Origin of the sequence: Oscillibacter sp. (assembly GCF_031978065.1) — a bacterium.
Taxonomy (GTDB): Bacteria; Bacillota; Clostridia; order Oscillospirales; family Oscillospiraceae; genus Oscillibacter.
Map to the genome: position 1 here is coordinate 1 of NZ_DALZCH010000048.1, position 24,210 is coordinate 24,210.

Genomic DNA, 24,210 nt, shown 5'->3' on the forward strand with positions numbered 1-24,210 from the left:
CGGTTCTGGGGCGGACGGCATTTCACCGTGTTGGCGACATAGACTTTCGTCCGGTCCAGTCCGATGATCTCCAGCATATCGTCCAGCAGTTGCCCCGCCTTCCCCACAAAGGGAATGCCCTGCTCGTCCTCGTTCTGCCCCGGTCCCTCGCCCACCAGCAGCACCTCCGCCGTCTCGCAGCCGTCGCCAAACACCACGGTGGTGCGGGTCTGTGCAAGGCCGCAGTTCCGGCACTCCAGACACTCTCCCCGCAGCTTTTGCCACTCTTCCATACCGCTTCTCCTCGCCCTCTATTTTTCTTAAAAGCGCCGCATGAATTTCTCTCCCCCGGACAAACTGAAAAAAACAGACGGAGGGTTTTCATTTGGCATACTGGTTCTGGGTCTTCATTTTTTACAGCCTTGTAGGCTGCTTTTTAGAGCGGGTTTACGCCCGCCGCACCACCGACGAGACGCATCCTGTCCGGCGGTGTCTTCTGTTTCTCCCCCTGTGCCCGGTGTACGGGCTGGGGGCCATGGCGGTGCTGGCCCTGCCCGCGTCCATGCGGGCGGGCTTGTGGCTCCCGGTGGCGGGAGCCGCGGCGGCCACGGCAGTGGAATTTCTCTACCACTGGGCCTGCGAGGCGATGCTGGGCGTGAAATTCTGGGATTATTCCCACGTCCGGGGGAACCTTCAGGGACGGGTTTGCATCCTGTTCTCCCTTGCGTGGGGCGCACTGGCCTCCATGGCTCTTTTGCTGATTCATCCGATGCTGGAGGCGGTCATCGACCGTATCCCGCCCCCGCTTACCTTCCTCGCACTGCTGATCTTCACAGCCGACGCGGTGTGCACCCTCCGCATTCTCTCCGTCACCCACAGCGTGGCGGCGCTGCGGGGAAAAGCGTAGCGCTCACGCCTCCCTCTCAGCGGGAAGCCGGGCCAGCAACCAGTCCGTCAAATCACGGCAAACCTCTTGCCTGCAAACATCGTTTAAAATTTCATGCCGCGCGCCGGGATAGAGCCTTAGTTCCGTATCCCGAACACCTGCTCTCTTAAAGCTGCGGTATGCCCGCCGTGCGCCCCGTCCCCGCTCGCCCACCGGGTCTTCTTCCCCGGAGACAAACAGCACCGGTGTGCTGAGGTTCATTTTCTCTAAATTGGCCCGGTTGGTAATAAACGCAATGCCCCCCAGCATCTCCCGAAACAACCCTACGCTGGGATTTTCGCCGCAGTGGGGGTCCTCCTTATAAAAATTCACCGTCGCCTCTTCAGAGGACACCCAGTCAAACTCCGTCCGGTTAGGGGCGAATGCCTTGTTGTAGGCGCCGAAAGCCAGTTTCTGAACAAGGGGGCTGGACCGCGCATCCCCGATTCTGCAACATTCGACAGCCGCAATTGCCCGGCCCGCCGCCGTCAATACCCTAGGCATCTGCCCCGTGCCCATCAAAATCGCGCCGTCCACCGTGCCGGGATAACGGATCAGGTACGTCCGGACCAGAAAGGACCCCATGGAATGCCCCAGCAGAAAATAGGGCAGACCGGGAAACTTTTGGCCCGCTAAACAGCGGAGAGCGTATAGATCGTCCACAACCGTGTCCCAACTCCCCGCTGGGCCAAAATAAACCCGGGGCGCGCCGCTTGCAACAGACGCGCCGTGCCCCAAATGATCGTTTCCCACCACGGCAAATCCCCGCTCCGTCAGATACGCCGCAAGTTCTTTGTAGCGCAGGACATATTCCGAAACCCCGTGGGCGATTTGCAGCACCGCCCGGCATTTTCCCTCCGGCAGCCACTCTACCGCGTGAAGCTCCGTTTTTCCATCGCGAGAAAGAACGGTAAATTCCTGCTTTACCATGGCAACGCGCTCCCCTCTGTGCTATAATGCCTCTCATACAGATATCATAGCACACGGCGCGTAAAATTTCCACAGGAGGTTTTGCCATGGAACCCTTTGTCGCTGCACTGGATCAGGGCACCACCAGTTCCCGGGCGATTCTGTTCAACCGAGCGGGGGAAATTGTCTCCCGCGCCCAGCATCCCTTCCGCCAGATTTATCCACAGCCCGGCTGGGTGGAGCACGACCCCCGTGACATCTGGGAAACAGAAAAGCGGGCGCTGCAAGAGACGGTGGACGCCGCCCACATCGACCCCAAGGCCATTGCCGCCATCGGCGTCACCAATCAACGGGAAACCACGATTCTCTGGGACAAGAAGACCGGCAAACCGGTCTACAACGCCATCGTCTGGCAGTGCCGCCGCACGGCGGGCCTTTGCGACGAGCTGAAGGCCCGGAACTTTGGCAAAACAGTGGCGGAAAAAACCGGTCTTTTAATTGACGCATACTTTTCCGGCACGAAAATCAAATGGATGCTGGACAATATCCCCGGCGTCCGGAAAAGAGCGGAGCGGGGCGAGCTGCTGTGCGGCACGGTGGACACCTGGCTCATCTGGAACCTTACCGGCGGGCGGGTCCATGTGACGGATTACTCCAACGCCTCCCGCACCATGCTGTTCAACATTCATACGCTGGAGTGGGACGAAGAACTGTGCCGGGAACTGGACGTGCCCATGAATCTCCTGCCCCGCCCGGTGGGCAATTCACAGCAATACGGCACGGTGGCGGAGGGGATTCCCGGTCTGGAGGGCCTTGAGGGCATTCCCATCTGCGGCAGCGCGGGAGATCAGCCCGCCGCCCTGTTCGGTCAGAGCTGCTTTCAGCCGGGACAGGTGAAAAACACCTACGGCACTGGCTGCTTCACCCTGATGAATGTCGGAGGTGCGCCGGTGGTTTCAAACGCGGGGCTGGTGTGCAGCGTGGCGTGGAGTCTTGGCGGCAGGGTCTGCTACGCGCTGGAGGGCAGCGTGTTCAACGCGGGCAGCACCATCCAGTGGCTGCGGGACGAACTGGGGCTGATTGAGAGTGCCCCTGAGTGCGACCGGCTGGCGGAAAGCGTGCCGGACAGCGGCGGGGTACTGGTGGTCCCGGCGTTCACCGGCCTTGGCGCGCCTTATTGGGACATGTACGCCCGGGGAACCATTCTGGGCGTTACCCGGGGTACCGGAAAAGCCCACCTCTGCCGCGCGGTGCTGGACTCCATCGCGTTTCAGGTCTGCGATTTAATCACCGCCATGGCCGCCGACGCGGGTCGTCCCATCACCTCTTTGCGGGTGGATGGCGGCGCGTCCGTCAGCGATCTTCTGCTCCAGCTTCAGGCGGACGCGCTCCGATTGCCGGTAGACCGGCCCGTACAGGTGGAAACCACCGCCTTTGGCGCGGCGGCGCTGGCGGGACTGGCTGCAGGCGTATGGACCGGTCCGGAGCAGCTCTCCGCCTTGCGGCGCAGCCAGCACGTGTTTCTGCCCGTGCGGGACGCGGCGGTCTGCCGGGAGGACCTGAGCCGCTGGGGCCGGGCCGTGGCGCGGGCACAGGGCTGGATTGAGCCGGAGACGTGACACGCACGCCCTGGACCGGCTGATCTTACATGGAGCTGCATCCACTTGAAAACGAACTGTGAATTTTGGAAAAATCGGTTGCGTTTTATCTGCCGACCATGTATACTAAATGCAAGTAACCTGGTCTAAGGACTGCACTCCAACGGATACAGCGCGAAAGCGCGGGAAATGAAAGGGGTTTTCAACATGGCATTTGACTTTTTGAACGATCTTGGAAAAAAGGCGCAGGCCGTTGCCGCTGTCGCCGCCGACAAGGCGAAGGACGCCGCGGAGCTGGCGAGAATCAACATGTCCATTGCCAGCGAGCAGCGGGAGATTGACAAGAATTTCCGCGCCATCGGCGAGTGGTATGTCAGCGAATTCAGTGGTGAGATTCCTCCCGCGGTGAAGGATTTGGTGGACGCGGTGTCCGCCTCCAAGGCAAAGATTGCTGATCTGGAAGCCAGCAAGCCTGTGAAGGAAGAGGCTTCCGAAGCTGCCCAGAACGCCAGCAAGGCTTGCCCCATCTGCGGGACCTCCTCCGACAGCAAGTTCTGCCCCCAGTGCGGCGCGCCCATGGGCGAATAATCTCCGCGTGAAAAGCCGAAGGCCCGGACAAATGTCCGGGCCTTCGTTTTTTACTTTTTACTTCTTTTGGAAGCGCGCCTTACAGCGCCGCCATTTCGGCAGTCACCACGTCCTCGCAGGCGCGCATTGCCGCAAGCGTCTTGTCCAAAAGCTCGTCCAGCTCCCAGCCCAGACGCTCCGCCCCGGTTTGAATCACGTCCCGGGAGCAGCCGGCGGCAAACTTTTTATCCTTGTATTTCTTTTTCAGGCTGTTCAGCTCCATGTCCTGGCAGCTTTTGCTGGGCCGCATCCGGGCCGCAGCGCCGATCAGGCCCGTCAGCTCGTCGGCGGCGAAGAGAACCTTCTCCATCTCCTCCGCAGGCTCCACATCGCAGCAAATCCCATAGCCATGGCTGCAAACCGCGTGAATCAGTTCGTCGCCACAGCCGATTTCCTTCAGCAGCTCTGGCGCTTTCAGGCAGTGCTCCTCCGGCCACTTTTCAAAGTCCACGTCGTGTAGAAGGCCCACCGTGGCCCAAAAATCCGCGTCCTCGCCATGCCCCAGCTCAACGGCATACCACCGCATCACGCCCTCCACCGTCAGCCCGTGCTGAATGTGGAAGGGCTCGCCGTTATACTTGCGCAGCAGAGCCAGCGCCTGTTCTCTCTGGGGATAGTCTTTCATGGATGTTTCCTCCGTTTCTAATGTGCGGCACACTTCTTATCTAAAGCCGCGCGTCTGTGTAATTACGCCGCATGATACGCGTCTTTTCGTGGGTTTGCAAGTCCGTTCAGCCGGGTTCCCGAGGATCGGGGTCGCATTCCAGCGTCACGAAATAGTCGTAATAGAGCAGGAGAAATACATAGCCCGTTTTCAGACGATCCACCAGCTCCCGCGTGAAGAGACTCTCGTTCAGCTTGTCCCGGTGGCCCATAGAAAAGCTCTTTTTCAAATACCATGGGGCCAGCAACTCGCTTGGCGCGCCTTCCTTGGGCCGCTTATACTCTTCTCCCTCCAAGGAAAACTCCTGTTGCCGGTTCAGTCTCCGGGTCAGCGTCTCCATGGGCTTCGGATCCCGCTCCATGCGGGCGCGGAGCTTCATCATGGTGGAGGGGCTGGCCGCGTAATATCCAAGGCCATAGCTCCATTCGTCCGGTCCCAGTTCAAACCAGAAGCAGGGCTGCACGGTCCACACGCTTTCCGCCGGGGCCTCCACACTGATCCACAGGTGATCCTTGAAGGGGCCGCGCCCATGAAGCCGCCGGGCATCCCGATAGATACGGGAAACGCGGCCCCGGAGGGGAAGCTCCGGCCTCTGCTCCGAAAACCAGTCGTACAGCTCGTCCCCCAGCTCCTTCATCGGGCGGTAAAAGCTGGATAAATAAATTTCCTTATGCGCCTCGAACCACGGCTTTTCATTGTTGAAGCGGATGCCCCACATAAAATCTACCGTTTCGTCCGTAAAGCCATTGAACATGATTGCCTCCCGTTCCGTTGTTTTTCCAAATTGCAAGGGCGGCGGCACAAATCGCCGCAGTTTTTTCTACAAAGATATCATACCACCGATTTTTCCAAAAAGGAATTGAAAAATTCATTTTTGGGGTGAAAAGGTTTGCTTTGCCCTCTGTCCGTGCTATACTGTACAAATACTTCTGTAAAATACGGGAGCCTGCGGCTGCCCGAACTTTTGAAAACCGGAGGGATTTGTTCATGAAGCTCGATTATACAATCTGGGACCCCACCAAAAATATCACCCTGCTGGTTTCCACCTCCGTTCCCCGTGACATGCAGCCCGAGGTAGCGGCAAAACTGATGTCCGACCGGCCTCAGGTGGAGCAGGTGGGCTTTATCGAGCCTGCCACTCTCCCCGGCGCGGCGCTGCGCCTGCAAATGATGGGCGGCGAATTCTGCGGCAACGCCTCCATGTCCGCCGCGGCCTATGCCGCGGACAGGGACGGGCTGACGGCTCCCGAGGTTCCGCTGGAAGTCTCCGGCCACGAGGGCATTCTCACCTGCCGTCTTGACCGGCGGGAGGACGGGCTGTGGGGCACTGTGAACATGCCCCTGCCCGTGGAGATTACCACGGCGGAGCTTCCCGGCGGGATTTCCATCCCCGCCGTGGTGTTTGACGGCATTGTCCACTGCATCGCCTCCGCCGGGACCCTTTCCCGTGAAGCGGCGGAATCCGCCATCCGCCCCCTGTGCGCCGCGATGGATGCGGATGCCTGCGGTATTATGCTCTATGACGGGGCCGCAGGCTCCATCACGCCGCTGGTCTATGTCCGCTCCACCGACACGGCGGTGTGGGAGTCTGGCTGCGGCAGCGGCAGCGCCGCCGTGGGGTCATATCTCGCTTCTCAGGCGGGAGAAAGTGCCTCCGTGGACCTTCGCCAGCCGGGGGGAACCATCACCGTTTCCGCAGCATGGGAAAACGGGCGTGTCCCCGCCCTGACCATTACCGGCCGGGTGGCGCTGGCGGAGCGGGGAAGCTGTGAACTGTAAGTATTTTTCCGTCATTTTTGCAGTGTCGTACATAGAAACTGCCTAAATGTAAATTTTATTCGTTGGGCCTGATTTTCTTTGCATTTTTTAAAAAGGTGTGGTATGCTTATCGTTGCTTTTGGCGACTGCCTATTTATATAAGGAATATCATTCCGACTTTTTCTCCCAAAAAGCCGGGTCAGAAAGGATCTTTAATCACCTATGAGCTTCATGAAGAAAATTTTCGGAGATTACAGCTCCCGCGAGCTCAAGCAGATTTATCCCATCGTCGATAAAATTGAGGCGCTGAGCGACGAGTACAAGGCGCTGAGCGACGAAGCACTGCGGGGCAAGACCGCCCAGTTTAAAGAGCGTCTGGCAAACGGCGAGACGCCGGACGCCATCCTGCCGGAGGCATTTGCCACCGTGCGGGAGGCTGCGGACCGCGTGCTGGGCCTGCGTCCCTACCGCGTGCAGTTGGTAGGCGGCGTGGTGCTGCATCAGGGCCGCATCGCGGAGATGAAGACCGGCGAAGGCAAGACCTTGGTCGCCACCCTCCCCGCCTATCTCAACGCGCTGACCGGCGAAGGCGTTCATATCGTCACGGTGAACGACTATCTCGCCAAGCGCGACAGCGACTGGATGGGCAAGGTTCACCGTTTCCTCGGGCTGGAGGTGGGCCTGATTGTCCACGGCCTTACCACCGCCCAGCGGCAGGCGGCCTATAACGCCGACATCACCTACGGCACCAATAACGAGATGGGCTTTGACTATCTCCGGGACAATATGTGCATTTACTCCGCCGAGCTGGTCCAGCGGGGCCACGCCTTTGCCATCGTGGACGAGGTGGACTCCATCCTGATCGACGAGGCCCGCACCCCCCTGATCATTTCCGGACAGGGTGAAAAATCCACTCAATTGTACGACATGGCGGAGATGTTTGTCTCCCGCCTGAAAAAGCGTGTTGTGGCCGAGGTCGACAGCAAGGAGGAGGACGACGAGAACGAGTCCGCCGACTACATTGTGGACGAAAAGGGAAAAACCGCCATGCTCACCGCCAACGGCATTGAAAAGGCGGAGCAGTTCTTTCACCTCGAAAACCTGTCCGACCCCGAAAACTCCACCCTGTCCCACCACATCAATCAGGCCATCAAGGCCCACGGCGTGATGAAGCGGGACATCGACTACGTGGTGCAAAACGGCGAGGTCATCATCGTGGATGAGTTCACCGGCCGTCTGATGTTCGGACGGCGGTATTCCGCCGGACTGCATCAGGCCATCGAAGCCAAGGAGCATGTGACCGTTGCCAGCGAGAACAAGACGCTGGCCACCATCACCTTCCAGAATTATTTCCGCCTGTACGAAAAGCTCTCCGGCATGACCGGAACGGCCATGACCGAGCAGGAGGAATTCGGCACCATTTACAATCTGGACATCATCGAGATTCCCACCAACCGCCCCAATCAGCGCAAGGACAACCACGACGTGGTGTACAAGACGGAGACGGGGAAATACCGCGCCGTCATCCAGCAGATCAAGGAGTGCCACGAAAAGGGCCAGCCGGTGCTGGTGGGCACGGTGTCCATCGAGAAGAACGAGATTCTAAGCGGGCTTTTAGGCAACGAGGGGATTCCTCACAGCATCCTCAACGCCAAGAACCACGAAAAAGAAGCGGAGATCATCGCGCAGGCAGGAAAGCTGGGCGCCGTCACCGTGGCCACCAACATGGCGGGCCGCGGCACCGATATCATGCTGGGCGGCAACGCCGAGTATATGGCGCAGGCGGATTTGCGCAAGGCCGGTATGTCCGACGAGTTGATCGGCGAGGCCACCGGCTATGCCGAAACCGACAGCGAGGAGATTCTGGACGCCCGGAAGCGGTACGCCGAAGCCCTCGCCCGCCACAAGTCTGAGATTTCTAATGAAGCGGAAAAGGTCCGTGAGGCGGGCGGCCTGTTCATCATCGGCACCGAGCGCCACGACTCCCGCCGGATTGACAACCAGCTCCGCGGCCGCGCGGGCCGTCAGGGTGACCCCGGCGAAACCCGGTTTTATATCTCTCTTGAGGACGATCTGATGCGCCTGTTCGGCGGCGACCGGATTACCGGCATCATGGAGAGAATGGATCTGGATGAGGACACGCCCATTGAGAGCAAAATGCTCTCCAAGGCCATTGAAAATGCCCAGACCACTGTGGAATCCCGGAACTTCCAGTCCAGAAAGTCCGTGCTGGAATACGACGACGTGATGAACAAGCAGCGGGAAATCATTTACGGCCAGCGCAAGCAGGTTTTGGACGGCAAGGACCTCAAGGAGATTCTCCTTGGCATGACGCGATCCGCCATCACCGATCAGGTGGCGCAGGTCTTTGGCGAGCAGACCGCCTTGGACGAGGCGGGCTTCCGGGAGATGCTGACGGGACTGGAGGGGCTGTATTTCCCCAAGGACACCTTCCATTTCACCGAGGAGGAGTTGACGGAGAAGACCGAGCAGGCCCTTTCCGAGCTGTTTTACGACGAAGCGGAAAAGACCTACGAGGCCCGGGAGCAGGAGTTCACCCCCAGTATTGCCAGAGAGCTGGAGCGTGTGATTATGCTGCGCGTGGTGGACGAATACTGGATGGACCACATCGACGCCATGGACGATTTGAAGCAGGGCATCCGCCTGCGGGCCTACGCCAATACAGACCCCGTCATCGCCTATAAGCAGGAATCCCTCACCATGTTTGAGGAGATGATTTCCGCCATTCAGAGCGAGACGGTGCGCCGGATGTTCTCCGTGCGCATCAAGACCAACGAAGAGGTCAAGCGGGAGCGGGTGGCCAAGGGTATGACCGAAAACGTGGGCGGCGACAGCACCGCGCCCAAAAAGCAGCCTCGCAAGGTCACAAAAATCGGACGCAACGATCCCTGCCCCTGCGGCAGCGGGAAAAAGTTTAAAAACTGCGATTGCGCGGAGTATCACTCCTGACAAATTGCAGCGCGATTCAGGCCGTCCCCTGTTCTCCTGCCGGGAGGGCGGGGGACGGTTCTTACTGAAAGGAGCGTTTTATGAAAGACGACGCAAACGGCAGCGCGATACATTTACTGTCGGACATCCGGAATATTTTACTGGGAATCGTCCTAATGCTTGCGGGGATTGGCTCCATCGTGTTCTCCATGGCCATTGTTCATGATTTCTTTCTTGGGCTGGGCGGTGTTTTGCTGCTTTGTGGCCTTGTAAAAGTGCTGGGTCTTTGTCTGAACGGCAAGATGGACGCCGAAGCAGTCCAAAACGCCAATCCGCCGGAAAGCGCCGCTCCCGGCGCTTCTTCTGACCAACCCAACGCCAAAAAGGAGGACTGACATGCCCCTGACAACTCATGAGGAAAACGGCCTTGTCTATTTCACCTCCTCCCTGCTGGACGGATGCGGCGGTATCGCCCACGGCTTTTCCACCCGGAAGGGCGGCGTGAGCAAGCCCCCCTGTGACACCCTCAACCTCGGTCCCAGCCGGGAAAGTGACCGTCCGGCTGTGGAGGAAAATTACCGCCGCTTCTGCGGTGCCGTGGGTGCGGATATGCGTAATGTGGTGCTGGCCCGGCAGGTTCATGAAACCACCGTCCTTCCCGTCACGGAGGAACGGGAAGGCATGGGCCTGTGGCGGGAGCGAGACTTCACCGCCGACGCGCTGGTGACCAATGCAAAAAACATTCCCCTTCTCGTTTTCTCCGCCGACTGCGGGATTATTTTGCTCCACGACCCGGAAGCATGCTGTGTGGGCGCGGTTCACGCCGGATGGCGGGGCTGCGCACTGGGCATCCTTGAAAAGACGGTCCGGGAGCTGACCCGGCTGTACGGCGCAAACCCGGACCGAATGGTGGCGGCTATCGGGCCGTGCATCGGTCAGTGCTGCTTTGAAACCGACGGCGACGTGCCGCAGGCCATGACCGCGGCTTTGGGCGAGGATGCCGCGCCCTATCTTGAACGGCGGGGCCTTAAATGGCATGTGGATTTGGCAGGGCTAAACCGCCAATGGCTACTGAAAGCGGGCCTTTCCCCGGAACATATTGATGTGAGCGGTCTTTGCACCCACTGCCGCCCGGACCTGTTTTGGTCCTATCGCCGGGTCGGCGGACAGCGGGGTGCGCAGGCAGCGCTGATTTCACTGGCATAAGCCGCAGGCGGAAACGGAGGGGGCTATGAAGCGATTCAATAAAATTTTATTTTCCGTGCTCTGTGCGGCACTGCTGCTGGGCGGCTGTACTCCCTCGCCCAGCCCGGACGAAGAGGAGCTTCCCCCGGGTCAGGTCGGTGAGAGCGCGGACCCGTCCGGCTCCGAAGCGGCTCCCACTGTTTTGCCGAAGGAGCTGGCCTTGCCGTGGTATCCGGAGCTGAGTCTGGACCCCATTACCTGTGCGGACGGGGTTCAGCAGACGGCGGCGGCGCTTTTGTGTGAGGGGCTCTTTGCGCTGGACGAGACGCTTGCGCCTCAGCCCCTTCTCTGCACCTCCTATACGCAGGACCCTTCTGGAACCGCGTATACCTTCCTCCTCCGCCCCGGCGTGTTGTTTTCCGACGGCACGCCCCTCACCGCCAATGATGTAGCCGACACACTGCGCCGAGCGCAGTCCTCCGGACGGTATGGCGCGCGGCTGCGGGATGTTTCCTCCATCACGGCGGGAGACGGGTCTGTAAGCGTCCAGTTATCCTCCCCCAACACCGCGTTTCCTGCCTTGCTTGATATTCCCATTGTCAAATCCGGCACGGCGGACACCGTGCCCGTGGGGACAGGGCCCTACGGCTTTGTCTCCGGTGAACCGGACGCAGCGCTTGTCGCCAACCCCCACTGGCAGGGCGGTAAACAACCGGTAGAGCGCATTGTTCTGCGGGCGGCGGACGACCCGGATGTGATGCTTTTCCAGTTTACTTCACACGAAACGCAGCTTTTGACTTCGGACCTTACCGGCTCCAATCCCATCAGTGTCACCGGCAGCATCCAGTTTTACGAGGCGGCTTCCACCGTCTTTCAATACGTGGGAATCAACGTCCGCTCCTCCGTTTTGTCCGATGCGGCGGTGCGTCAGGCGCTGAATCTGGGGCTTGACCGGGAACGGGCCGTCAGCGCGTTTCTATCCGGACATGCAAAAGCCGCTCAGTTTCCCGTTTCCCCCGTCTCGGCCGACTATCCTGCGGAACTTGAGAAGACCTATTCCTACACCGCGTTTCAGCGGGCCATGACCTCCGCGGGCCTTAGCAGCGGTGAGCACCTGTCCCTTGACATGATTGTCAACGAGGAGAGCAGCTTCAAAGTAGCTGCCGCGCGGCACGTTGCTTCTCAGCTCTCCACCTTTGACTTGAAGGTCAGCGTTCGGGTCCTGCCTTGGGAGGAATATTCCGCAGCGCTGGCGGCGGGCAATTTTGACCTTTACTACGGCGAGGTGAAGCTGACGGCGGACTGGGACCTTCGCCAGCTGCTCTCCACCGAGGGGGCATTGAACTATGGCGGGTTTTCCGACCCCGAGCTGGATGCGCTGCTGGCCGCTTGCCGCAGCTCCGCCAATCCTTCCGCCGCGCTGGAGCGGGTCTGCCTCCGCCTTCAGGAACAGGCTCCCATCTTGCCCATCTGCTTTAAAACGCTTTCTGTGTTGCTTCAAAGCGGCGTGGTGGATCATCTCACCCCCACCGCTGCCAATCCCTTTTACAATCTGGCGGAGTGCACGGTAAATCTGCGGGAGGACTGAGCAGGCCCTATTCGGGGCGCGGGGGCGCGCGGCTTTTCAGCCGTAATCCAGACCACTGTCATCGTTTTGCCCCTTAAATCTCTTTTGCCGGGCAAAGGCTCTCATGCCTTCTCGGGCTTTATTTTACCGTAAAAATGTATAAATGGGAGGACAAAAACCTTTTGGCTTTTGTCCTCCCTGTTTTAAACATGCCGCAAGCATCGTTCCAAGGGCATTCTTCCGGGTAGCTCCGCCCGCTCCGGGGAGAACCCCCGCTTCTCAGTACCGCCGCACCACGGCGGTCACCTTGCCCAAAATCTGGGCGCGAGTCCCGTCAATGGGGGCGTATTCCGGGTTCTCCGGCAAAAGCCAGACCCGCCCGTTTCTCCGGGAAAACCGCTTTACCGTGGCCTCGTCGTCAATCATGGCTACCACAATCTCCCCGTTGACCGCCGTCTCTCTGCGGCGCACAATCACCAAATCCCCGTCCAGAATCCCCGCATCGATCATGGACTCTCCCCGGACATGGAGGGCAAAATGCTCGTCCTCCGGCCCTTCCGGGTCAAATGTCAGATACTCCTCCACGCACTCCTGCGCCAGAATGGGGCTTCCTGCCGCCACATTTCCAACAATCGGCACCTGCTTGGGCGGCGGCGCCTCCGGATTCCGGGAAGTCCCACGCTGGAACGGGCCCGTCAGGGCAATGGCCCGGCCCTTGCCCGCGCCCTTTTCAATGTAACCGGCCTCCTCCAGGTGCTTCAGGTGAAAATGGACCGTAGAGGGGGACCGCAGACCCACCGCCTCCCCGATCTCCCGCACCGAAGGCGGATAACCCTGTTCCCGGATGGAGGACACCAGATAGTCATAAATCCTCTGCTGCATTTTGGAAAGTTTCTCCATGGAAGCACCTCCGCTTTCATTGTGCTGTGGGGGCGGCACAGCCCGCCCCGCTCCCGGCATGCCGCCGAGGCCTGTCTGCCTTTGTTTTTTTTAACAGTATAACACATCTGTTGTCATAATGCAAACAGATGTTCCACAGAATTTTGACTTTTTATCTTTTCTCACAGAAAGAGCCTCCTTTTTTTAAAAATCCCTTGCCAATGCGCAGAAGCTGTGGTAAAATTCAAGTCTGTGAATATATGTTCCGCAGTCCTTTTGCGGAAATGATTTTTTGGAGGAATCTTGAAATGCAGCTTTTTGTAACGATTTTTCAGCTTTTGTGCGGTCTGTGCCTGATCCTTGTGGTGCTGTTCCAGTCCGGCAAGAGCGCGGGCCTGTCCGGCTCCATCGGCGGCGTGGCCGACTCCTTCCTGTCGAAGAACAAGGCAAAAACCGCCGACGCGAAGCTGGCCCGGGCGACCAAGTGGATTGGCGGCGTGTTTATCGTTCTAACCCTCGCTTTGAACGTTATCTGATTTCTCTTGAAAAAACGTCTGCCGTGAGTATCTCACGGCAGACGCTTTTTTTCCAAACGCCGCTTCCATGATATGTTACCGTGCGCTGGTATAAAATTTTCCCTCCTGGGGGACCACTCCGTACAGTGCAAGCAGCTCCTTCACGGTGACAAACTCATAGCCCTGTTCCTCCAGCGCGTCGATAATTTTAAATGCCGCGTCCACGGAGGTGGAGTAGATATCATGCAGCAGGATGATGTCTCCCGGCTGGACATGTTTCAGCACATGGGCGGTGACCTTCTCCGCATCCCGCAGCTTCCAGTCCTCCGGGTCCACGCTCCAGTGAACCAGAGGCGTGGAAACGCTGCCCCGCCCGCCCTTGTCCAAAAGCCCGTAAGGCGGACGAATCCAATAATCACCGTCTCCGCAGACGGTGCGAAGCAGCTCGTCGGTGCTGTCAATTTCCCCGCCCAGCACAGCGACGGGCACGTCCTTCAGCCCCTTGTGGTCCCAGGAGTGGTTCCCGATCTGGTGTCCTTCGTCCCGCATACGGCGCACCAGCTTCTCATTTCCAGAAATCTTACTGCCAACCAAAAAAAAGGTGGCGCTGGCGCCCCGCTCTCGCAGGCCGTCAAGCAGCCGTCCCGTGGTGTCAGCCCTTGGACCATCGTCAAAGGTCAGCGCCACGAATTTAGTCTCGGAGAGCTCCGCCCACGCCGTCGCCGGAACGGCCGCATCCTCCCGGCAGATAAGCAGAAGCGCCGCCGCCATGATTGCCAAAAACGCTGCTCTTGGCCTGTTCATGCTCTCCCTCCTTTCATATTTCTCAAAAGACAGTCTGTGTAATTTTTAAAGAATTACACAGCCAAAACGGCACCGCCGGCGGGCATTTTGTCGCCGGCATCCGGTTTTTCCACAGATGAATTGCCGTTTCCCACAGGTTCTGCGCAGAATTTCCCCGGCTTTCTGTTTTTTTGATCATTGTTTTTTTACCGTTTCCCTTGACCTCTCCCCAATAATGCAGTAAAATATTTAATCGTATACGTATGAACATTTCAGAAGGCTTCATGCCTCTATTTCCTTGATTCTTTACGAAAGGCCGATCGACATGATTCATCCCTACAAGACGCGCCAGGGCGGCGCAACCGTCACCGTCTTTGTCCCGTATGACTGCCACAACCACTGCCCCTTCTGCATCAACAAGGAGGAGTACGCCGATCTGACGGGCTTTTCCGTGGAAAAGATCTGCCAAAGCATCGGGCAGATGCATGCCATCGCCCCGGAGTGCGACTTTGTGTTCACCGGTGGCGAGCCTTTGGCGGATCTGGACGCGCTGCAAGTGATGCTGGACTGCATCCCCTCCGGTCACAAGGTCTATATCAACACCACCCTGCCGATATCCGAGTTCCAGTCCGAGAGCGACATTGTGGAATTTACCCGCCGCAACCGGGAGAAAATCACCTGCCTCAACGTCTCCCGCCACATGCAGAAATACGTGGTGGAGTCCAACGACGCGCTGCTGGGCCGTCTGGCGGTTCCCTTCCGCATCAACTGCGTGCTGTACAAGGATTATCCCAAGGCGGATTTGGTGCCTTATCTGGAGCGGTTCCGCAAAATTTCCGGTGCCAATATCCAATTCCGCTTTGACTATACCGCCACCACACCGGAAAACCTTTACGACGAGGGCGGCGACATGATTCTCCACGACCTGAAGGAACTCTCCCGCTACACGGGGCTGGACGGCTGCCGGATGCGCTGCGGCTTCCACTTCGATTACAAGAGTATGGAGCTGACCTACCACAAAACCCTGCCCTATTCCACCATTGTGGAGCGGGACGAGGGGGACGGCGTGACCTATGCCATCCTCTACGACATTCTCATCAAGCAAACCGGTGAGCTTCACTCCGACTGGGACGGCACAAAGCTGGACTTGGACGCATACAGCAAGGTAAAATTCGAGCCGTATGACCTGCGGTGGCGGGAAACAATTGCATCCTGAGCCTTCATTGCGGGAGCCGGAAGGCTCCCGCATTTTTATGATTGATAAGGGGGAGAACGCCATGAAAGAGATCAAAACCGTGGGCATTGTGGGTTTGGGTGCGCTGGGCGTGATTTTTGCCCAACAGCTTACCCGGGGTGCGGGCTATGAAAACGTAAAAATTCTGGCAGACGCAAAGCGCACCGCCAAATACCGGGACGAGGGCGTAACCCTCAACGGCGAGCGCTGTGTCTTTCAATACGCCGACACGGCGCAGGAGCGCGAGCCGCTGGACTTTTTGCTGTTCGCGGTGAAATTCAGCGGACTGCAGGACGCCATTGACCGCTGCCGCCATCTGGTGGGACCGGACACCGTGATCATTTCCGCCCTTAACGGCGTTTTCAGCGAACAGATTTTATCCGACACCTTTGGCGCAGAGAAAGTGGTATGGTGCGTGGCTCAGAAAATGCCCACCCGGAAAGAGGGCAATCATGTCATCTGCTCCAACTTCGGGGAACTGGCATTGGGAGTTCCTGCAGGGCAGGATGATAGCCGCCTGCGGGCGCTCACCGCCTTTTTCGACCGGGTGGGCTTCCCTTATGTCCTGCCGGAGGACATTCGCATTCACCTATGGAGCAAGCTGGTGTGCAACACGGGCTGCAATCAGGCGGCAATGGTATTTGAGTGCGGTTATGGCGGCTTACAGGTCCCCGGCCCCGCCCGGGACGCCATGCTGAGCGCCATGCGGGAGGTGGTCCTGGTAGCCAACGCAGAGGGAATCTCTCTGTCGGAGCGGGACGTGGAGGAATGGGACTCCATCATCTGCGCCCTTCCTGCCGATGGGGGGCCGTCCATGCGGCAGGACGGAAAGGCCCATCGCAAGAGCGAGGTGGAACTGTTCTCCGGCACCATCCGCCGCCTTGCCGCGAAGCACGGCTTGTCCGTGTCGATGAACGACTGGCTGTACCAGCGGGTTCTGGAGATAGAGAGCGCCTATTGAGCCGGTTTTTCGGCACGCGTATGACTGAAATTTCGGCGGCAGCACCTTTCACCCGTGGGAAAGCCTTCTCACGTAGAGCGCGCGCCCTGTGGTCAGACCAATAAAAAAATGAATGGCCCCGGGGAACTCAATTCCCCGGGGCCGTTCTTCATATTACCCGCACACAATGGACCTATCCCTCAAAATCCCCGGAAGACGCTTTTCTAGTCTCAAAAAATGGACCCACGGAAACTCTTGCCCCATTGGTCAGGTGCAGCACGGCCTCTAACACACCGCCGCCCACCGCCAACGCCTTGTCTGAGGCGGTAAAGCAATTGGCCTTTTTGCCCCGAGGGTCTACGTCCCCGGCCTTCATTCCCTTAAACACCGGCGTTCCGTCCGCCAGAATCCCCCGCAGCACACCGGTGAGGGTGCACCGCATGGGAAGCCCCTCCACCTCGGCGACAACGTCCCCCTCTTGCACCATGGCGCCGATATCCCGCAGTTGGTGAAACACTCCGTCCGCCGGGGCGCGGAGAACCCGCTCTCCGGAAAATCCGCCGATCAGCCCGGGAATCCCCGTGTTGGGCAGGGCAGAGCCTTGATAATACACGCGGCCAAGCGTGTGACCCCGCATGGTTTCCACCACTGCGTGGCAGTCCACTCCCGCCGTAAAGCCGGGACCCACCGCCACCACCGCCGGTGCGTCGGTCAGCTTTGTCCCAAGATTTTTCTTTGCAAGAATTGCGTCCACCACCGCGTCGGGCCGCAGCTCCGGGATGCACGTTCCCGCCGGGTCCGGCAAAACGGGGATCATGCCCTCCTCCAGCAGGGCCAGCGCTTCCTCCGCCGTCTCAGCCCGGACGGCCGTCACATCCTCCACTTTGGTCTGGCCCAGCACGATGGCCTGCGAAAAGCAGACCGTCCGCCGGATAGCCGTGGGACGTGGCAGGTCGGTCATCACCACCGCAAGGCCGCTGCGCCACAGGCGCAGGGCGATTCCCGTGGCAATATCCCCCGCACCTCGAATTACTGTCAGCATTGGTATCCTCCATTTCCGCAACAGCGGTTAAAATATTTTTTCCAGCTTTAATGACCCGGCTACAGCGGGACAGTCCAGCAATCGAACCAATTCCCGAGCTTCCTCCGCCGCCATCTCCGCCTGATTGACTAAAACTCCGGTGTGCAGCCCCTCCGCCCTCAGCACGGCGGCGGCAATCCGGGGCGTAACCAAGTCGTCCTCCCCCACACCCGCCAGCGCCGCGTAGCGCTCCGGCCTGTGGGCCGCCTCCCGGATGAGCTTTCCAAAACCCGAGGCCCCTACTACGCAGATTATCCCCTCCGCCTCCGGCGGAATCACCGGCTCGTGGGGCGCGTGGGCCTTGAGGGGCAGGAGGGCGGAGCCGTCGGCCTCCACCAGCACATAGTCGAACAGGGCTTTCAGCCGCGCCATGGGCACCGCCGGGGCGGTGAGCTTTCCATTATCCAGCAAAGTCCCCACACAAAGGAGCCTGCCTTGCGCCCGTGCGGCCAGCAGCGGCTCTTCCCCCGGCTCCGTCACGCAGGGCAAATCGGAGAAAGGATAGATTTTTGCCGTGGCGCACAGCAGCACATTCAATCCGGCGGCTGCAAGCGTTTCTCCCGCCGTGCGCAAAAGAGTGGTTTTCCCGCCGCCGCCGATCACAGCGGTGACGCCGGGACGCATCCCCAGCACCTGCGCCCAATCCATCCGCCTTCCCCCTTTTTCGTTCTTCTTTCAGAAGAATAACACATATGTATTCTTCCCGTCAAGGCGACAGAAAGTCATCTTTTCTTGACTTCCTTTACCAAAAATGCTACACTGACTCCGTTCACCTTTATTCAGTATCACGGAGGTGCTTATGACCGACGGCTGCGGCCGCACAATCCGATATTTGCGGCTGTCGGTAACAGATTTGTGCAATTACCGCTGCCGCTACTGTATGCCGGAGGCGGGCGTTTACAAGCGTCCGCACCGGGAGATTCTGTCGGTGGAAGAGTGCGTGGAAATCGGACAGGCAGCAGTGAACTGCGGCGTAAAAAAAATCCGGCTCACCGGCGGCGAGCCTCTGGTTCGCGGTGGCATTTTGGAAATCTGCCGGGGCCTTTCTTCGATTGAAGGGCTGGAAGAGCTGTGCCTCACCACCAACGGCAGTCTCCTTCCAGAGTTGGCCACACCCCTGCGGGATGCGGGCGTTGATCGCCTGAACGTCAGTGTGGACAGTCTTCACCCCGAGCGTTTCTCTCATATTACCCGCCGAGGCCGTCTCGACGATGCGCTGGCAGGTATCGCGGCGGCAGAGCGTGCAGGATTTACAAAGCTGAAGTGCAACGTGGTCCTGATGGGCGGCATTAACGACGACGAGATCGTCGACTTTGTGTCCCTGACGGAGCATAAACCCTGGGAAATCCGCTTTATTGAGCTGATGCCTATGGGAGAGTGTGCCCAGTGGGAAAAAAGTCGATTCATCCCGGCGGAGACGGTTTTGGAGAAGGTTCCCGCCCTGCGGCCCCTTAAATCCTCCGGCACGGCGGCGCGCTACGGCGTGCCCGGCTGGGCCGGTACCGTGGGGTTGATTCGACCTATGAGCCACCGGTTTTGCGGCCTTTGCGACCGTATCCGCGTCACGGCGGACGGAAAACTGAAGCCCTGTCTTCACAGCGATGCGGAGCTGCCGCTTCGCGGGCTTCACGGACCGGAGTTGGAGGAAGCCATCCGGCGGGGCATCGCCCAAAAGCCGGAGCGCCACCACCTGACAGAGGGCGGCAGCGACACTCTGCGGAATATGAACGAGATCGGCGGCTAGCGCAGTCGCAAGCTCCGCTCTATTCGCTTGCGCCTTTGGCGAAAGCAAACGATGATTTTGAAGATGCTTTGCATCTGGTATATAAGAGGTATCCACATGGCACAGGAATTGACCCATTTCAACGAACAGGGCCGCGCCCACATGGTGGACGTTGGAGGAAAAGCCGTCACGGTGCGGGAAGCGCTGGCTGGCGGTGAAATTCTCGTTTCGCCTGAGGTTTTGGAAAAAATCCGGGCCGGAACCATGAAAAAGGGCGATGTTCTGGCGGTGGCGCAGGTGGCCGGGATTATGGCCGCCAAGCGGACCTGGGAGCTGATTCCCATGTGTCACCCCCTGCCCCTGACAAAAATTGACATCTCCTTCCGTCTGGAAGACAGCCCCAGCCGGGTGGAAATTCTGGCCACCGTCGCCTGCGGCGGGGTCACGGGCGTTGAAATGGAAGCGCTCACCGCCGTTTCAGCCGCGGCGCTGACCATCTACGACATGTGCAAGGCCGTCCAAAAGGACATGCGCATTGGGAACATCCGTCTTTTAAAAAAGAGCGGAGGGAAAAGCGGCGACTACGCCGCGGAGGAAGCATATGGCGAAGGTAACATCCGTCAACATCAGTGAACAGAAAGGGACCCAGAAGCACCCTATTTCCGAAATTCAGTTAAAGCTCCGCCATGGCATTGTGGGAGATGCCCACGCGGGCGACTGGCACCGTCAAATCAGCCTTTTGGCGGAGGAAAGCGTGGATTCTATGCGCGCCGCCAGCCCCATACCGCTGGACGAGGGCGTTTTTGCGGAGAACATCAACACCGTGGGCGTTGATTTGAAGCATCTGCCGGTGGGGACACACCTGCGCATCGGGGAAACCGAGGTGGAGGTCACTCAAATCGGCAAGGAGTGCCATAACGACTGCGCCATCAAGCAAGCCGTGGGCAAGTGCGTCATGCCCACCGAGGGAATTTTCGCCGTGGTGGTGCGGGAGGGAAGCGTCCGCGCCGGAGATGAGATCGAAATTCTGGAGGCGGGTGCATGAAACTTATTAAAACGAGAGAGGCCGTGGGCCATGTTCTGTGCCACGACCTGACCCAGATTATCCCCGGCGAATACAAGGGCGCCCGGTTCCGCAAGGGCCATGTGGTGGCGGAGGAGGACATCCCCGTACTTCTCTCCATGGGGAAGGAAAATCTGTACGTCTGGGAACTGAACGCCGGGATGCTCCACGAGGACGACGCGGCCCTGCGGCTGTGCGGCCTGTCCATGGGGCAGAACATTCGCCGGACAGAGGACATTAAAGAGGGTAAAATTGAGCTGTTCGCAGAGTGCGACGGCTATTTTACTGTGGACGCGGAGCGGCTTTTCGCCGTAAACTCCGTCCCCGACGTGATGCTTGCCACCCGCAAGGGCGGCACGGCGGTACGCTCCGGGGACAAACTGGCGGGCATGCGGGTCATTCCCCTGATTGTGCCGGAGTCTACGCTGGAAGACGCGGAAACAGCGGCAGGCCCCGCACCCATTTTGAACGTTCATCCCTACAAGCTGAAAACCGCTGGCATTGTCACCACCGGCGGCGAAGTGAAAACCGGCCTGATTGAAGACCGGTTCACTCCCGCTGTGAAGAAGAAGCTGGCGGGCGTGGGCATTGAAACCGTTGCTCAGATTTTTTCCGGCGACGGGGTTGAAAATGTGGCCGCCGCAATCGCCGAGGTCCGCGCACAGGGCGTGGATCTGGTGCTGTGTACCGGCGGCATGAGCGTGGACCCCGACGACAACACTCCCGGAGGCATTCGGGCGGCTGGTGCGGAAATCGTCACCTATGGCGCCCCCGTTCTGCCCGGCGCCATGTTTCTTTTGGGCTATTTTTCAGACGGAGTACCCATCATGGGCCTGCCCGGCTGCGTGATGTTTGCGGGCGCCACGGTGTTCGATCTGGTGCTTCCCCGCGTAGCGGCGGGCGTACCCGTCACCCGGCCCGATATTGTGGCCCTTGGCAACGGCGGCTTGTGCCTTGGCTGCAAGCCCTGCCACTGGCCCATTTGCCCCTTCGGAAGATGAAGGCGTTTCGCGCCCACGAGGGCGCGTTCCCTTTTCATTTCGTTGGCCTCAATTGAGTATCACGGTCTGTAATCTCCCTTGGGAGTTCAGAAATACAGCGTCCTTCGGGGCGCAGCCCCTGGCGGCGGTGCCGCCGAGACATGAAAGGAAGGTTTGTACACATGAAAAAAGTTCTTGCACTCACATTGGCCATGGCGATGGCCTTGGCTCTGGCCGCTTGCGGCTCCACCGGCGGCTCCAGCTCCGGCTCCGGTTCCGCTCCCGCGGGTTCTTCCGCCGCCGGCTCTGCCCCTGCTGGCGAGCCGGTGGAAATCACCGTCTTTGCCGCCGCGTCCATGACGGAGACGGTCGCTCAGATTATCGAAGCCTACAAGACCGTGGCGCCCAACGTCACTGTCATCCCCACCTATGAATCCTCCGGCACCCTGCTGACCCAGATCAAGGAGGGCGCGGACTGCGACCTGTTCATCTCCGCCGCGCAGAAGCAGATGAACGCGCTGGACGGCTCTTTGAAGGACGACGCCGAGAAGAATCCCGACGGTTTGGACATGATCGACACCGCCACCCGCATCAACCTGCTGGAGAACAAGGTGACGCTGGTGGTTCCCGAGGGCAATCCCAAGGGCATTGAGAGCTTTGACCAGCTTGCCGAGCACCTGAAGGCCGGGGATATCCTGATGGCCATGGGCAACAGCGACGTGCCCGTGGGTCAGTACACCCAGAAGATTCTTGCTTTCTATCAGTTGGATGAGGCCGCTTTGAACACCGCTGGTGTGCTTACTTACGGCTCCAACGTGAAGGAAGTCACCACTCAGGTTTCCGAGGCTTCTGTTGACTGCGGCGTCATTTATGCTACCGACGCGTACTCCGCCGGTCTTACCGTGGTGGACAGCGCCACCGCCGAGATGTGCGGTCAGGTGATTTATCCCGCCGCCGTACTCTCCGGCTCTCAGCACGCCGCTGAGGCGAAGGCGTTCCTGGACTATCTCTCCACTCCCGAGACCATGGCCATCTTTGAGGCCGTGGGCTTCTCCGCCGCATAATTCACTCAAGACTTCCGGGCGGCGCGGGGACAAAAGTTTCCCCGCGCCGCTCTCCAACGTTTCTTATCCCCGCGATTTTCCCCTCACGTTGAAAGCCTTTGCGGGAGCCTCCCGCAGAAAGGAGCTCCCATGGATTGGTATCCTCTCTATAACTCTTTGAGAATTTCCGCCATCTCTACCGTGGCGGTGTTTTTTCTGGGCCTGCTGGCCGCGTATTACATCGCCCGCCTGCCCCGGCTTGCAAAGGGCGTTTTGGACGTGGTGCTGACGCTGCCCCTGGTCCTTCCCCCCACGGTGGTGGGCTATCTGCTGCTGCGTCTGCTGGGACCCAACCGGGTTTTGGGAAGCTGGGTGCTGGAGCAGTTTGGCGTGAAAATGGTGATGACATGGTGGAGCGCCATTTTTGCAACCGTCGTGGTGGCGTTTCCCTTGATGTACCGTACTGCCCGGGGGGCCTTTGAATCCTTTGACGAGACGCTGGCGGACGCGGGGCGGACGCTGGGCCTTTCGGGCAGCTACATTTTCTGGCGGGTGCGGATGCCCTTTTGCAAGCAGGGGATTCTGGCGGGAACCGTGCTGGCCTTCGCCCGGGCGCTGGGAGAATACGGGGCAACGTCCATGATTGCAGGCTATACTCCGGGCCGCACCGCCACCATTTCCACCACCGTCTATCAGCTCTGGCGCACCGGAGACGATGCGGGCGCCACCCGATGGGTTCTGGTGAATCTTGCCATCTCCGCCGTGGTACTGCTGGCGGTGAATCTTCTGGAATCCCGGCAGAGAGGGGGAACCCGCTGATGCTTCGTGTGGATATCCGCAAGCGGCTGGGGGCCTTTTCTCTGGATACGCACTTGACGGCGGAAAATGGGACGCTTGCGCTGCTGGGGGCTTCCGGCTGCGGAAAGTCGGTGACGCTTAAGTGCATCGCGGGCATTCTCCGTCCCGACGAAGGCCGCATCGAGCTGGACGGGCGGGTGCTGTTTGACAGCGCCGCCAAAATCGACCTGCCGCCCCAGCGGCGGGAGGTGGGGTATCTCTTCCAGCAGTACGCTCTGTTCCCCAACATGACCGCCGCCCAGAACATCGCCGTGGCGGTGAAGGATAAGGCGAACCGGGACAGTGTGGTTGCCGAAAAGCTGCGCCAGTTCCGGCTGGAGGATGTGGCCGCAAAGCGCCCCGCTGCCCTTTCGGGCGGGCAGCAGCAGCGCACGGCGCTGGCCCGCATTCTGGTCTCTCAGCCCCGGGCGATTCTGCTGGACGAGCCTTTTTCCGCGCTGGACAGCTATCTCAAATACCAGTTGGAGCTGGAGCTGGCAGAAACCCTCGCCGCCTTTCCAGGCTCGGTTTTGTGGGTCACCCACGACCGGGGCGAGGCTTGGCGCAACTGCCACAAGGTCTGCGTAATGAATAACGGAAAAAGCCAGACCGTACAAACGCTGGAAGAGCTGTTCCGCTTCCCCGGCACCGAGTCCGCCGCCCGGCTCTCCGGCTGTAAAAACTTCACCGCCGCCGTGCCCGGAGATAGAACGGTTCTCCTGCCCGAATGGGGAGTAAACCTTCGCTGCGGCCGCATCGTTCCTCCGGAGACAAGCGTGGCGGGCATTCGGTCCCATCACGTCCGGTTTGCCGTCGAAGGTGCAGAAAACGCCTTCTCCTGCACCGTGGCAAACGTGATTGACGATGTATTTGAAACCATTGTGCTGCTACGCCCTATCGGCGCGGCGCAGGATGCGCCGCTGCTGCGGATGGAACTTGACAAAGCCGCGTGGGCGGCGCATGATGAAAAA

The 24,210-nt window shown here is 59.5% G+C and carries 27 protein-coding genes; 18 read left to right on the forward strand and 9 right to left on the reverse strand.

Annotated features, from left to right (window positions below):
- A partial coding sequence (locus RTK01_RS08730; protein ID WP_312280608.1) for a uracil-DNA glycosylase occupies positions 1-272 on the reverse strand: 272 nt, incomplete at its 3' end.
- A gap of 92 nt (positions 273-364) precedes the next feature.
- On the opposite strand from RTK01_RS08730, the gene RTK01_RS08735 reads away from it, so the two are divergent.
- The gene (locus RTK01_RS08735) at positions 365-886 is read left to right on the forward strand and encodes a putative ABC transporter permease (protein WP_312280609.1); all 522 of its coding nucleotides are present in this window, start codon (positions 365-367) and stop codon (positions 884-886) included.
- Positions 887-889: 3 nt separating this feature from the next.
- Here the strand turns inward: RTK01_RS08735 and RTK01_RS08740 are convergent, their stop codons facing one another.
- Positions 890-1,834: an alpha/beta hydrolase gene (locus RTK01_RS08740; RefSeq protein ID WP_312280610.1), complete on the reverse strand. Its 945-nt coding sequence runs from the start codon at positions 1,832-1,834 to the stop codon at positions 890-892.
- An 86-nt stretch (positions 1,835-1,920) separates the two neighbouring features.
- Between RTK01_RS08740 and glpK the strand changes: the two genes are divergently transcribed.
- A complete protein-coding gene (gene glpK, locus RTK01_RS08745) occupies positions 1,921-3,432 on the forward strand; it encodes a glycerol kinase GlpK (protein ID WP_312280611.1) in 1,512 nt (503 codons plus the stop codon).
- Positions 3,433-3,618: 186 nt separating this feature from the next.
- Positions 3,619-3,999 carry a zinc ribbon domain-containing protein gene (locus RTK01_RS08750; RefSeq protein ID WP_312280612.1) on the forward strand — a complete coding sequence of 127 codons (381 nt, stop codon included), beginning with the start codon at positions 3,619-3,621 and terminating at the stop codon, positions 3,997-3,999.
- A gap of 79 nt (positions 4,000-4,078) precedes the next feature.
- Here the strand turns inward: RTK01_RS08750 and RTK01_RS08755 are convergent, their stop codons facing one another.
- The gene (locus tag RTK01_RS08755) at positions 4,079-4,663 is read right to left on the reverse strand and encodes a hydrolase (RefSeq protein ID WP_312280613.1); all 585 of its coding nucleotides are present in this window, start codon (positions 4,661-4,663) and stop codon (positions 4,079-4,081) included.
- 106 nt (positions 4,664-4,769) lie between these two features.
- Positions 4,770-5,456, reverse strand: a complete 687-nt coding sequence (locus tag RTK01_RS08760; protein WP_312280614.1) for a DUF2461 domain-containing protein — start codon at positions 5,454-5,456, stop codon at positions 4,770-4,772.
- Between the two features lie 233 nt (positions 5,457-5,689).
- Here RTK01_RS08760 and RTK01_RS08765 point away from each other — a divergent pair, with 233 nt between their 5' ends.
- From RTK01_RS08765 to RTK01_RS08785, 5 genes are all read left to right on the forward strand, one after another.
- Positions 5,690-6,481, forward strand: a complete 792-nt coding sequence (locus RTK01_RS08765; protein WP_312280615.1) for a hypothetical protein — start codon at positions 5,690-5,692, stop codon at positions 6,479-6,481.
- A gap of 201 nt (positions 6,482-6,682) precedes the next feature.
- Entirely contained in the window at positions 6,683-9,430 is a 2,748-nt protein-coding gene (gene secA / locus RTK01_RS08770) for a preprotein translocase subunit SecA (RefSeq protein WP_312280616.1), read from the forward strand.
- Between the two features lie 80 nt (positions 9,431-9,510).
- Positions 9,511-9,804: a hypothetical protein gene (locus RTK01_RS08775; RefSeq protein ID WP_312280617.1), complete on the forward strand. Its 294-nt coding sequence runs from the start codon at positions 9,511-9,513 to the stop codon at positions 9,802-9,804.
- A 1-nt stretch (position 9,805) separates the two neighbouring features.
- Entirely contained in the window at positions 9,806-10,615 is an 810-nt protein-coding gene (gene pgeF, locus RTK01_RS08780; RefSeq protein ID WP_312280618.1) for a peptidoglycan editing factor PgeF, read from the forward strand.
- Between the two features lie 25 nt (positions 10,616-10,640).
- Complete coding sequence (locus RTK01_RS08785) at positions 10,641-12,182, forward strand: ABC transporter substrate-binding protein (RefSeq protein WP_312280619.1); 1,542 nt, start codon at positions 10,641-10,643, stop codon at positions 12,180-12,182.
- Positions 12,183-12,440: 258 nt separating this feature from the next.
- On the opposite strand, the gene lexA is transcribed toward RTK01_RS08785, so the two are convergent.
- Complete coding sequence (lexA, locus tag RTK01_RS08790; RefSeq protein ID WP_312280620.1) at positions 12,441-13,061, reverse strand: transcriptional repressor LexA; 621 nt, start codon at positions 13,059-13,061, stop codon at positions 12,441-12,443.
- A 287-nt stretch (positions 13,062-13,348) separates the two neighbouring features.
- Here lexA and secG point away from each other — a divergent pair, with 287 nt between their 5' ends.
- Positions 13,349-13,576 (forward strand): preprotein translocase subunit SecG, encoded by a 228-nt coding sequence (gene secG, locus RTK01_RS08795; protein ID WP_312280621.1) that lies wholly within the window; start codon positions 13,349-13,351, stop codon positions 13,574-13,576.
- Positions 13,577-13,651: 75 nt separating this feature from the next.
- Here the strand turns inward: secG and RTK01_RS08800 are convergent, their stop codons facing one another.
- Complete coding sequence (locus tag RTK01_RS08800; RefSeq protein WP_312280622.1) at positions 13,652-14,359, reverse strand: polysaccharide deacetylase family protein; 708 nt, start codon at positions 14,357-14,359, stop codon at positions 13,652-13,654.
- A 22-nt stretch (positions 14,360-14,381) separates the two neighbouring features.
- A complete protein-coding gene (locus RTK01_RS08805; RefSeq protein WP_312280623.1) occupies positions 14,382-14,624 on the reverse strand; it encodes a hypothetical protein in 243 nt (80 codons plus the stop codon).
- Between the two features lie 39 nt (positions 14,625-14,663).
- On the opposite strand from RTK01_RS08805, the gene RTK01_RS08810 reads away from it, so the two are divergent.
- The gene (locus RTK01_RS08810; protein ID WP_312280624.1) at positions 14,664-15,554 is read left to right on the forward strand and encodes a hypothetical protein; all 891 of its coding nucleotides are present in this window, start codon (positions 14,664-14,666) and stop codon (positions 15,552-15,554) included.
- A 61-nt stretch (positions 15,555-15,615) separates the two neighbouring features.
- Complete coding sequence (locus RTK01_RS08815; RefSeq protein ID WP_312280625.1) at positions 15,616-16,533, forward strand: 2-dehydropantoate 2-reductase; 918 nt, start codon at positions 15,616-15,618, stop codon at positions 16,531-16,533.
- A gap of 172 nt (positions 16,534-16,705) precedes the next feature.
- Here RTK01_RS08815 and yqeB read toward each other — a convergent pair whose 3' ends face one another.
- Positions 16,706-17,554 carry a selenium-dependent molybdenum cofactor biosynthesis protein YqeB gene (gene yqeB, locus RTK01_RS08820; protein ID WP_312280626.1) on the reverse strand — a complete coding sequence of 283 codons (849 nt, stop codon included), beginning with the start codon at positions 17,552-17,554 and terminating at the stop codon, positions 16,706-16,708.
- 27 nt (positions 17,555-17,581) lie between these two features.
- Positions 17,582-18,241, reverse strand: a complete 660-nt coding sequence (yqeC, locus tag RTK01_RS08825; protein ID WP_312280627.1) for a selenium cofactor biosynthesis protein YqeC — start codon at positions 18,239-18,241, stop codon at positions 17,582-17,584.
- Positions 18,242-18,392: 151 nt separating this feature from the next.
- On the opposite strand from yqeC, the gene moaA reads away from it, so the two are divergent.
- From moaA to RTK01_RS08860, 7 genes are all read left to right on the forward strand, one after another.
- Entirely contained in the window at positions 18,393-19,337 is a 945-nt protein-coding gene (gene moaA / locus RTK01_RS08830; protein ID WP_312280628.1) for a GTP 3',8-cyclase MoaA, read from the forward strand.
- A gap of 96 nt (positions 19,338-19,433) precedes the next feature.
- Positions 19,434-19,949 carry a cyclic pyranopterin monophosphate synthase MoaC gene (gene moaC / locus RTK01_RS08835; RefSeq protein ID WP_312280629.1) on the forward strand — a complete coding sequence of 172 codons (516 nt, stop codon included), beginning with the start codon at positions 19,434-19,436 and terminating at the stop codon, positions 19,947-19,949.
- Entirely contained in the window at positions 19,918-20,361 is a 444-nt protein-coding gene (locus RTK01_RS08840) for an MOSC domain-containing protein (RefSeq protein WP_312280630.1), read from the forward strand. The genes moaC and RTK01_RS08840 overlap by 32 nt, the downstream gene beginning before the upstream one ends.
- Positions 20,358-21,380: a molybdopterin-binding protein gene (locus RTK01_RS08845; RefSeq protein WP_312280631.1), complete on the forward strand. Its 1,023-nt coding sequence runs from the start codon at positions 20,358-20,360 to the stop codon at positions 21,378-21,380. The genes RTK01_RS08840 and RTK01_RS08845 overlap by 4 nt, the downstream gene beginning before the upstream one ends.
- Positions 21,381-21,541: 161 nt before the next feature.
- The gene (gene modA, locus RTK01_RS08850) at positions 21,542-22,423 is read left to right on the forward strand and encodes a molybdate ABC transporter substrate-binding protein (RefSeq protein ID WP_312280632.1); all 882 of its coding nucleotides are present in this window, start codon (positions 21,542-21,544) and stop codon (positions 22,421-22,423) included.
- A gap of 129 nt (positions 22,424-22,552) precedes the next feature.
- Complete coding sequence (gene modB, locus RTK01_RS08855) at positions 22,553-23,221, forward strand: molybdate ABC transporter permease subunit (RefSeq protein WP_312280633.1); 669 nt, start codon at positions 22,553-22,555, stop codon at positions 23,219-23,221.
- Positions 23,221-24,210 (forward strand): ATP-binding cassette domain-containing protein (locus tag RTK01_RS08860; protein ID WP_312280634.1); only part of this gene is annotated, 990 nt, incomplete at its 3' end. The genes modB and RTK01_RS08860, both read left to right, overlap by 1 nt.

Coding starts and splice junctions, on each gene's coding strand:
- RTK01_RS08740 (WP_312280610.1), bottom strand. CDS start 1,834: ATGGTAAAGCAGGAATTTACCGTTCTTTCTCGCGATGGAAAAACGGAG.
- glpK (WP_312280611.1), top strand. CDS start 1,921: ATGGAACCCTTTGTCGCTGCACTGGATCAGGGCACCACCAGTTCCCGG.
- RTK01_RS08750 (WP_312280612.1), top strand. CDS start 3,619: ATGGCATTTGACTTTTTGAACGATCTTGGAAAAAAGGCGCAGGCCGTT.
- RTK01_RS08755 (WP_312280613.1), bottom strand. CDS start 4,663: ATGAAAGACTATCCCCAGAGAGAACAGGCGCTGGCTCTGCTGCGCAAG.
- RTK01_RS08760 (WP_312280614.1), bottom strand. CDS start 5,456: ATGTTCAATGGCTTTACGGACGAAACGGTAGATTTTATGTGGGGCATC.
- RTK01_RS08765 (WP_312280615.1), top strand. CDS start 5,690: ATGAAGCTCGATTATACAATCTGGGACCCCACCAAAAATATCACCCTG.
- secA (WP_312280616.1), top strand. CDS start 6,683: ATGAGCTTCATGAAGAAAATTTTCGGAGATTACAGCTCCCGCGAGCTC.
- RTK01_RS08775 (WP_312280617.1), top strand. CDS start 9,511: ATGAAAGACGACGCAAACGGCAGCGCGATACATTTACTGTCGGACATC.
- pgeF (WP_312280618.1), top strand. CDS start 9,806: ATGCCCCTGACAACTCATGAGGAAAACGGCCTTGTCTATTTCACCTCC.
- RTK01_RS08785 (WP_312280619.1), top strand. CDS start 10,641: ATGAAGCGATTCAATAAAATTTTATTTTCCGTGCTCTGTGCGGCACTG.
- lexA (WP_312280620.1), bottom strand. CDS start 13,061: ATGGAGAAACTTTCCAAAATGCAGCAGAGGATTTATGACTATCTGGTG.
- secG (WP_312280621.1), top strand. CDS start 13,349: ATGCAGCTTTTTGTAACGATTTTTCAGCTTTTGTGCGGTCTGTGCCTG.
- RTK01_RS08800 (WP_312280622.1), bottom strand. CDS start 14,359: ATGAACAGGCCAAGAGCAGCGTTTTTGGCAATCATGGCGGCGGCGCTT.
- RTK01_RS08805 (WP_312280623.1), bottom strand. CDS start 14,624: ATGAAGCCTTCTGAAATGTTCATACGTATACGATTAAATATTTTACTG.
- RTK01_RS08810 (WP_312280624.1), top strand. CDS start 14,664: ATGATTCATCCCTACAAGACGCGCCAGGGCGGCGCAACCGTCACCGTC.
- RTK01_RS08815 (WP_312280625.1), top strand. CDS start 15,616: ATGAAAGAGATCAAAACCGTGGGCATTGTGGGTTTGGGTGCGCTGGGC.
- yqeB (WP_312280626.1), bottom strand. CDS start 17,554: ATGCTGACAGTAATTCGAGGTGCGGGGGATATTGCCACGGGAATCGCC.
- yqeC (WP_312280627.1), bottom strand. CDS start 18,241: ATGGATTGGGCGCAGGTGCTGGGGATGCGTCCCGGCGTCACCGCTGTG.
- moaA (WP_312280628.1), top strand. CDS start 18,393: ATGACCGACGGCTGCGGCCGCACAATCCGATATTTGCGGCTGTCGGTA.
- moaC (WP_312280629.1), top strand. CDS start 19,434: ATGGCACAGGAATTGACCCATTTCAACGAACAGGGCCGCGCCCACATG.
- RTK01_RS08840 (WP_312280630.1), top strand. CDS start 19,918: ATGGCGAAGGTAACATCCGTCAACATCAGTGAACAGAAAGGGACCCAG.
- RTK01_RS08845 (WP_312280631.1), top strand. CDS start 20,358: ATGAAACTTATTAAAACGAGAGAGGCCGTGGGCCATGTTCTGTGCCAC.
- modA (WP_312280632.1), top strand. CDS start 21,542: ATGAAAAAAGTTCTTGCACTCACATTGGCCATGGCGATGGCCTTGGCT.
- modB (WP_312280633.1), top strand. CDS start 22,553: ATGGATTGGTATCCTCTCTATAACTCTTTGAGAATTTCCGCCATCTCT.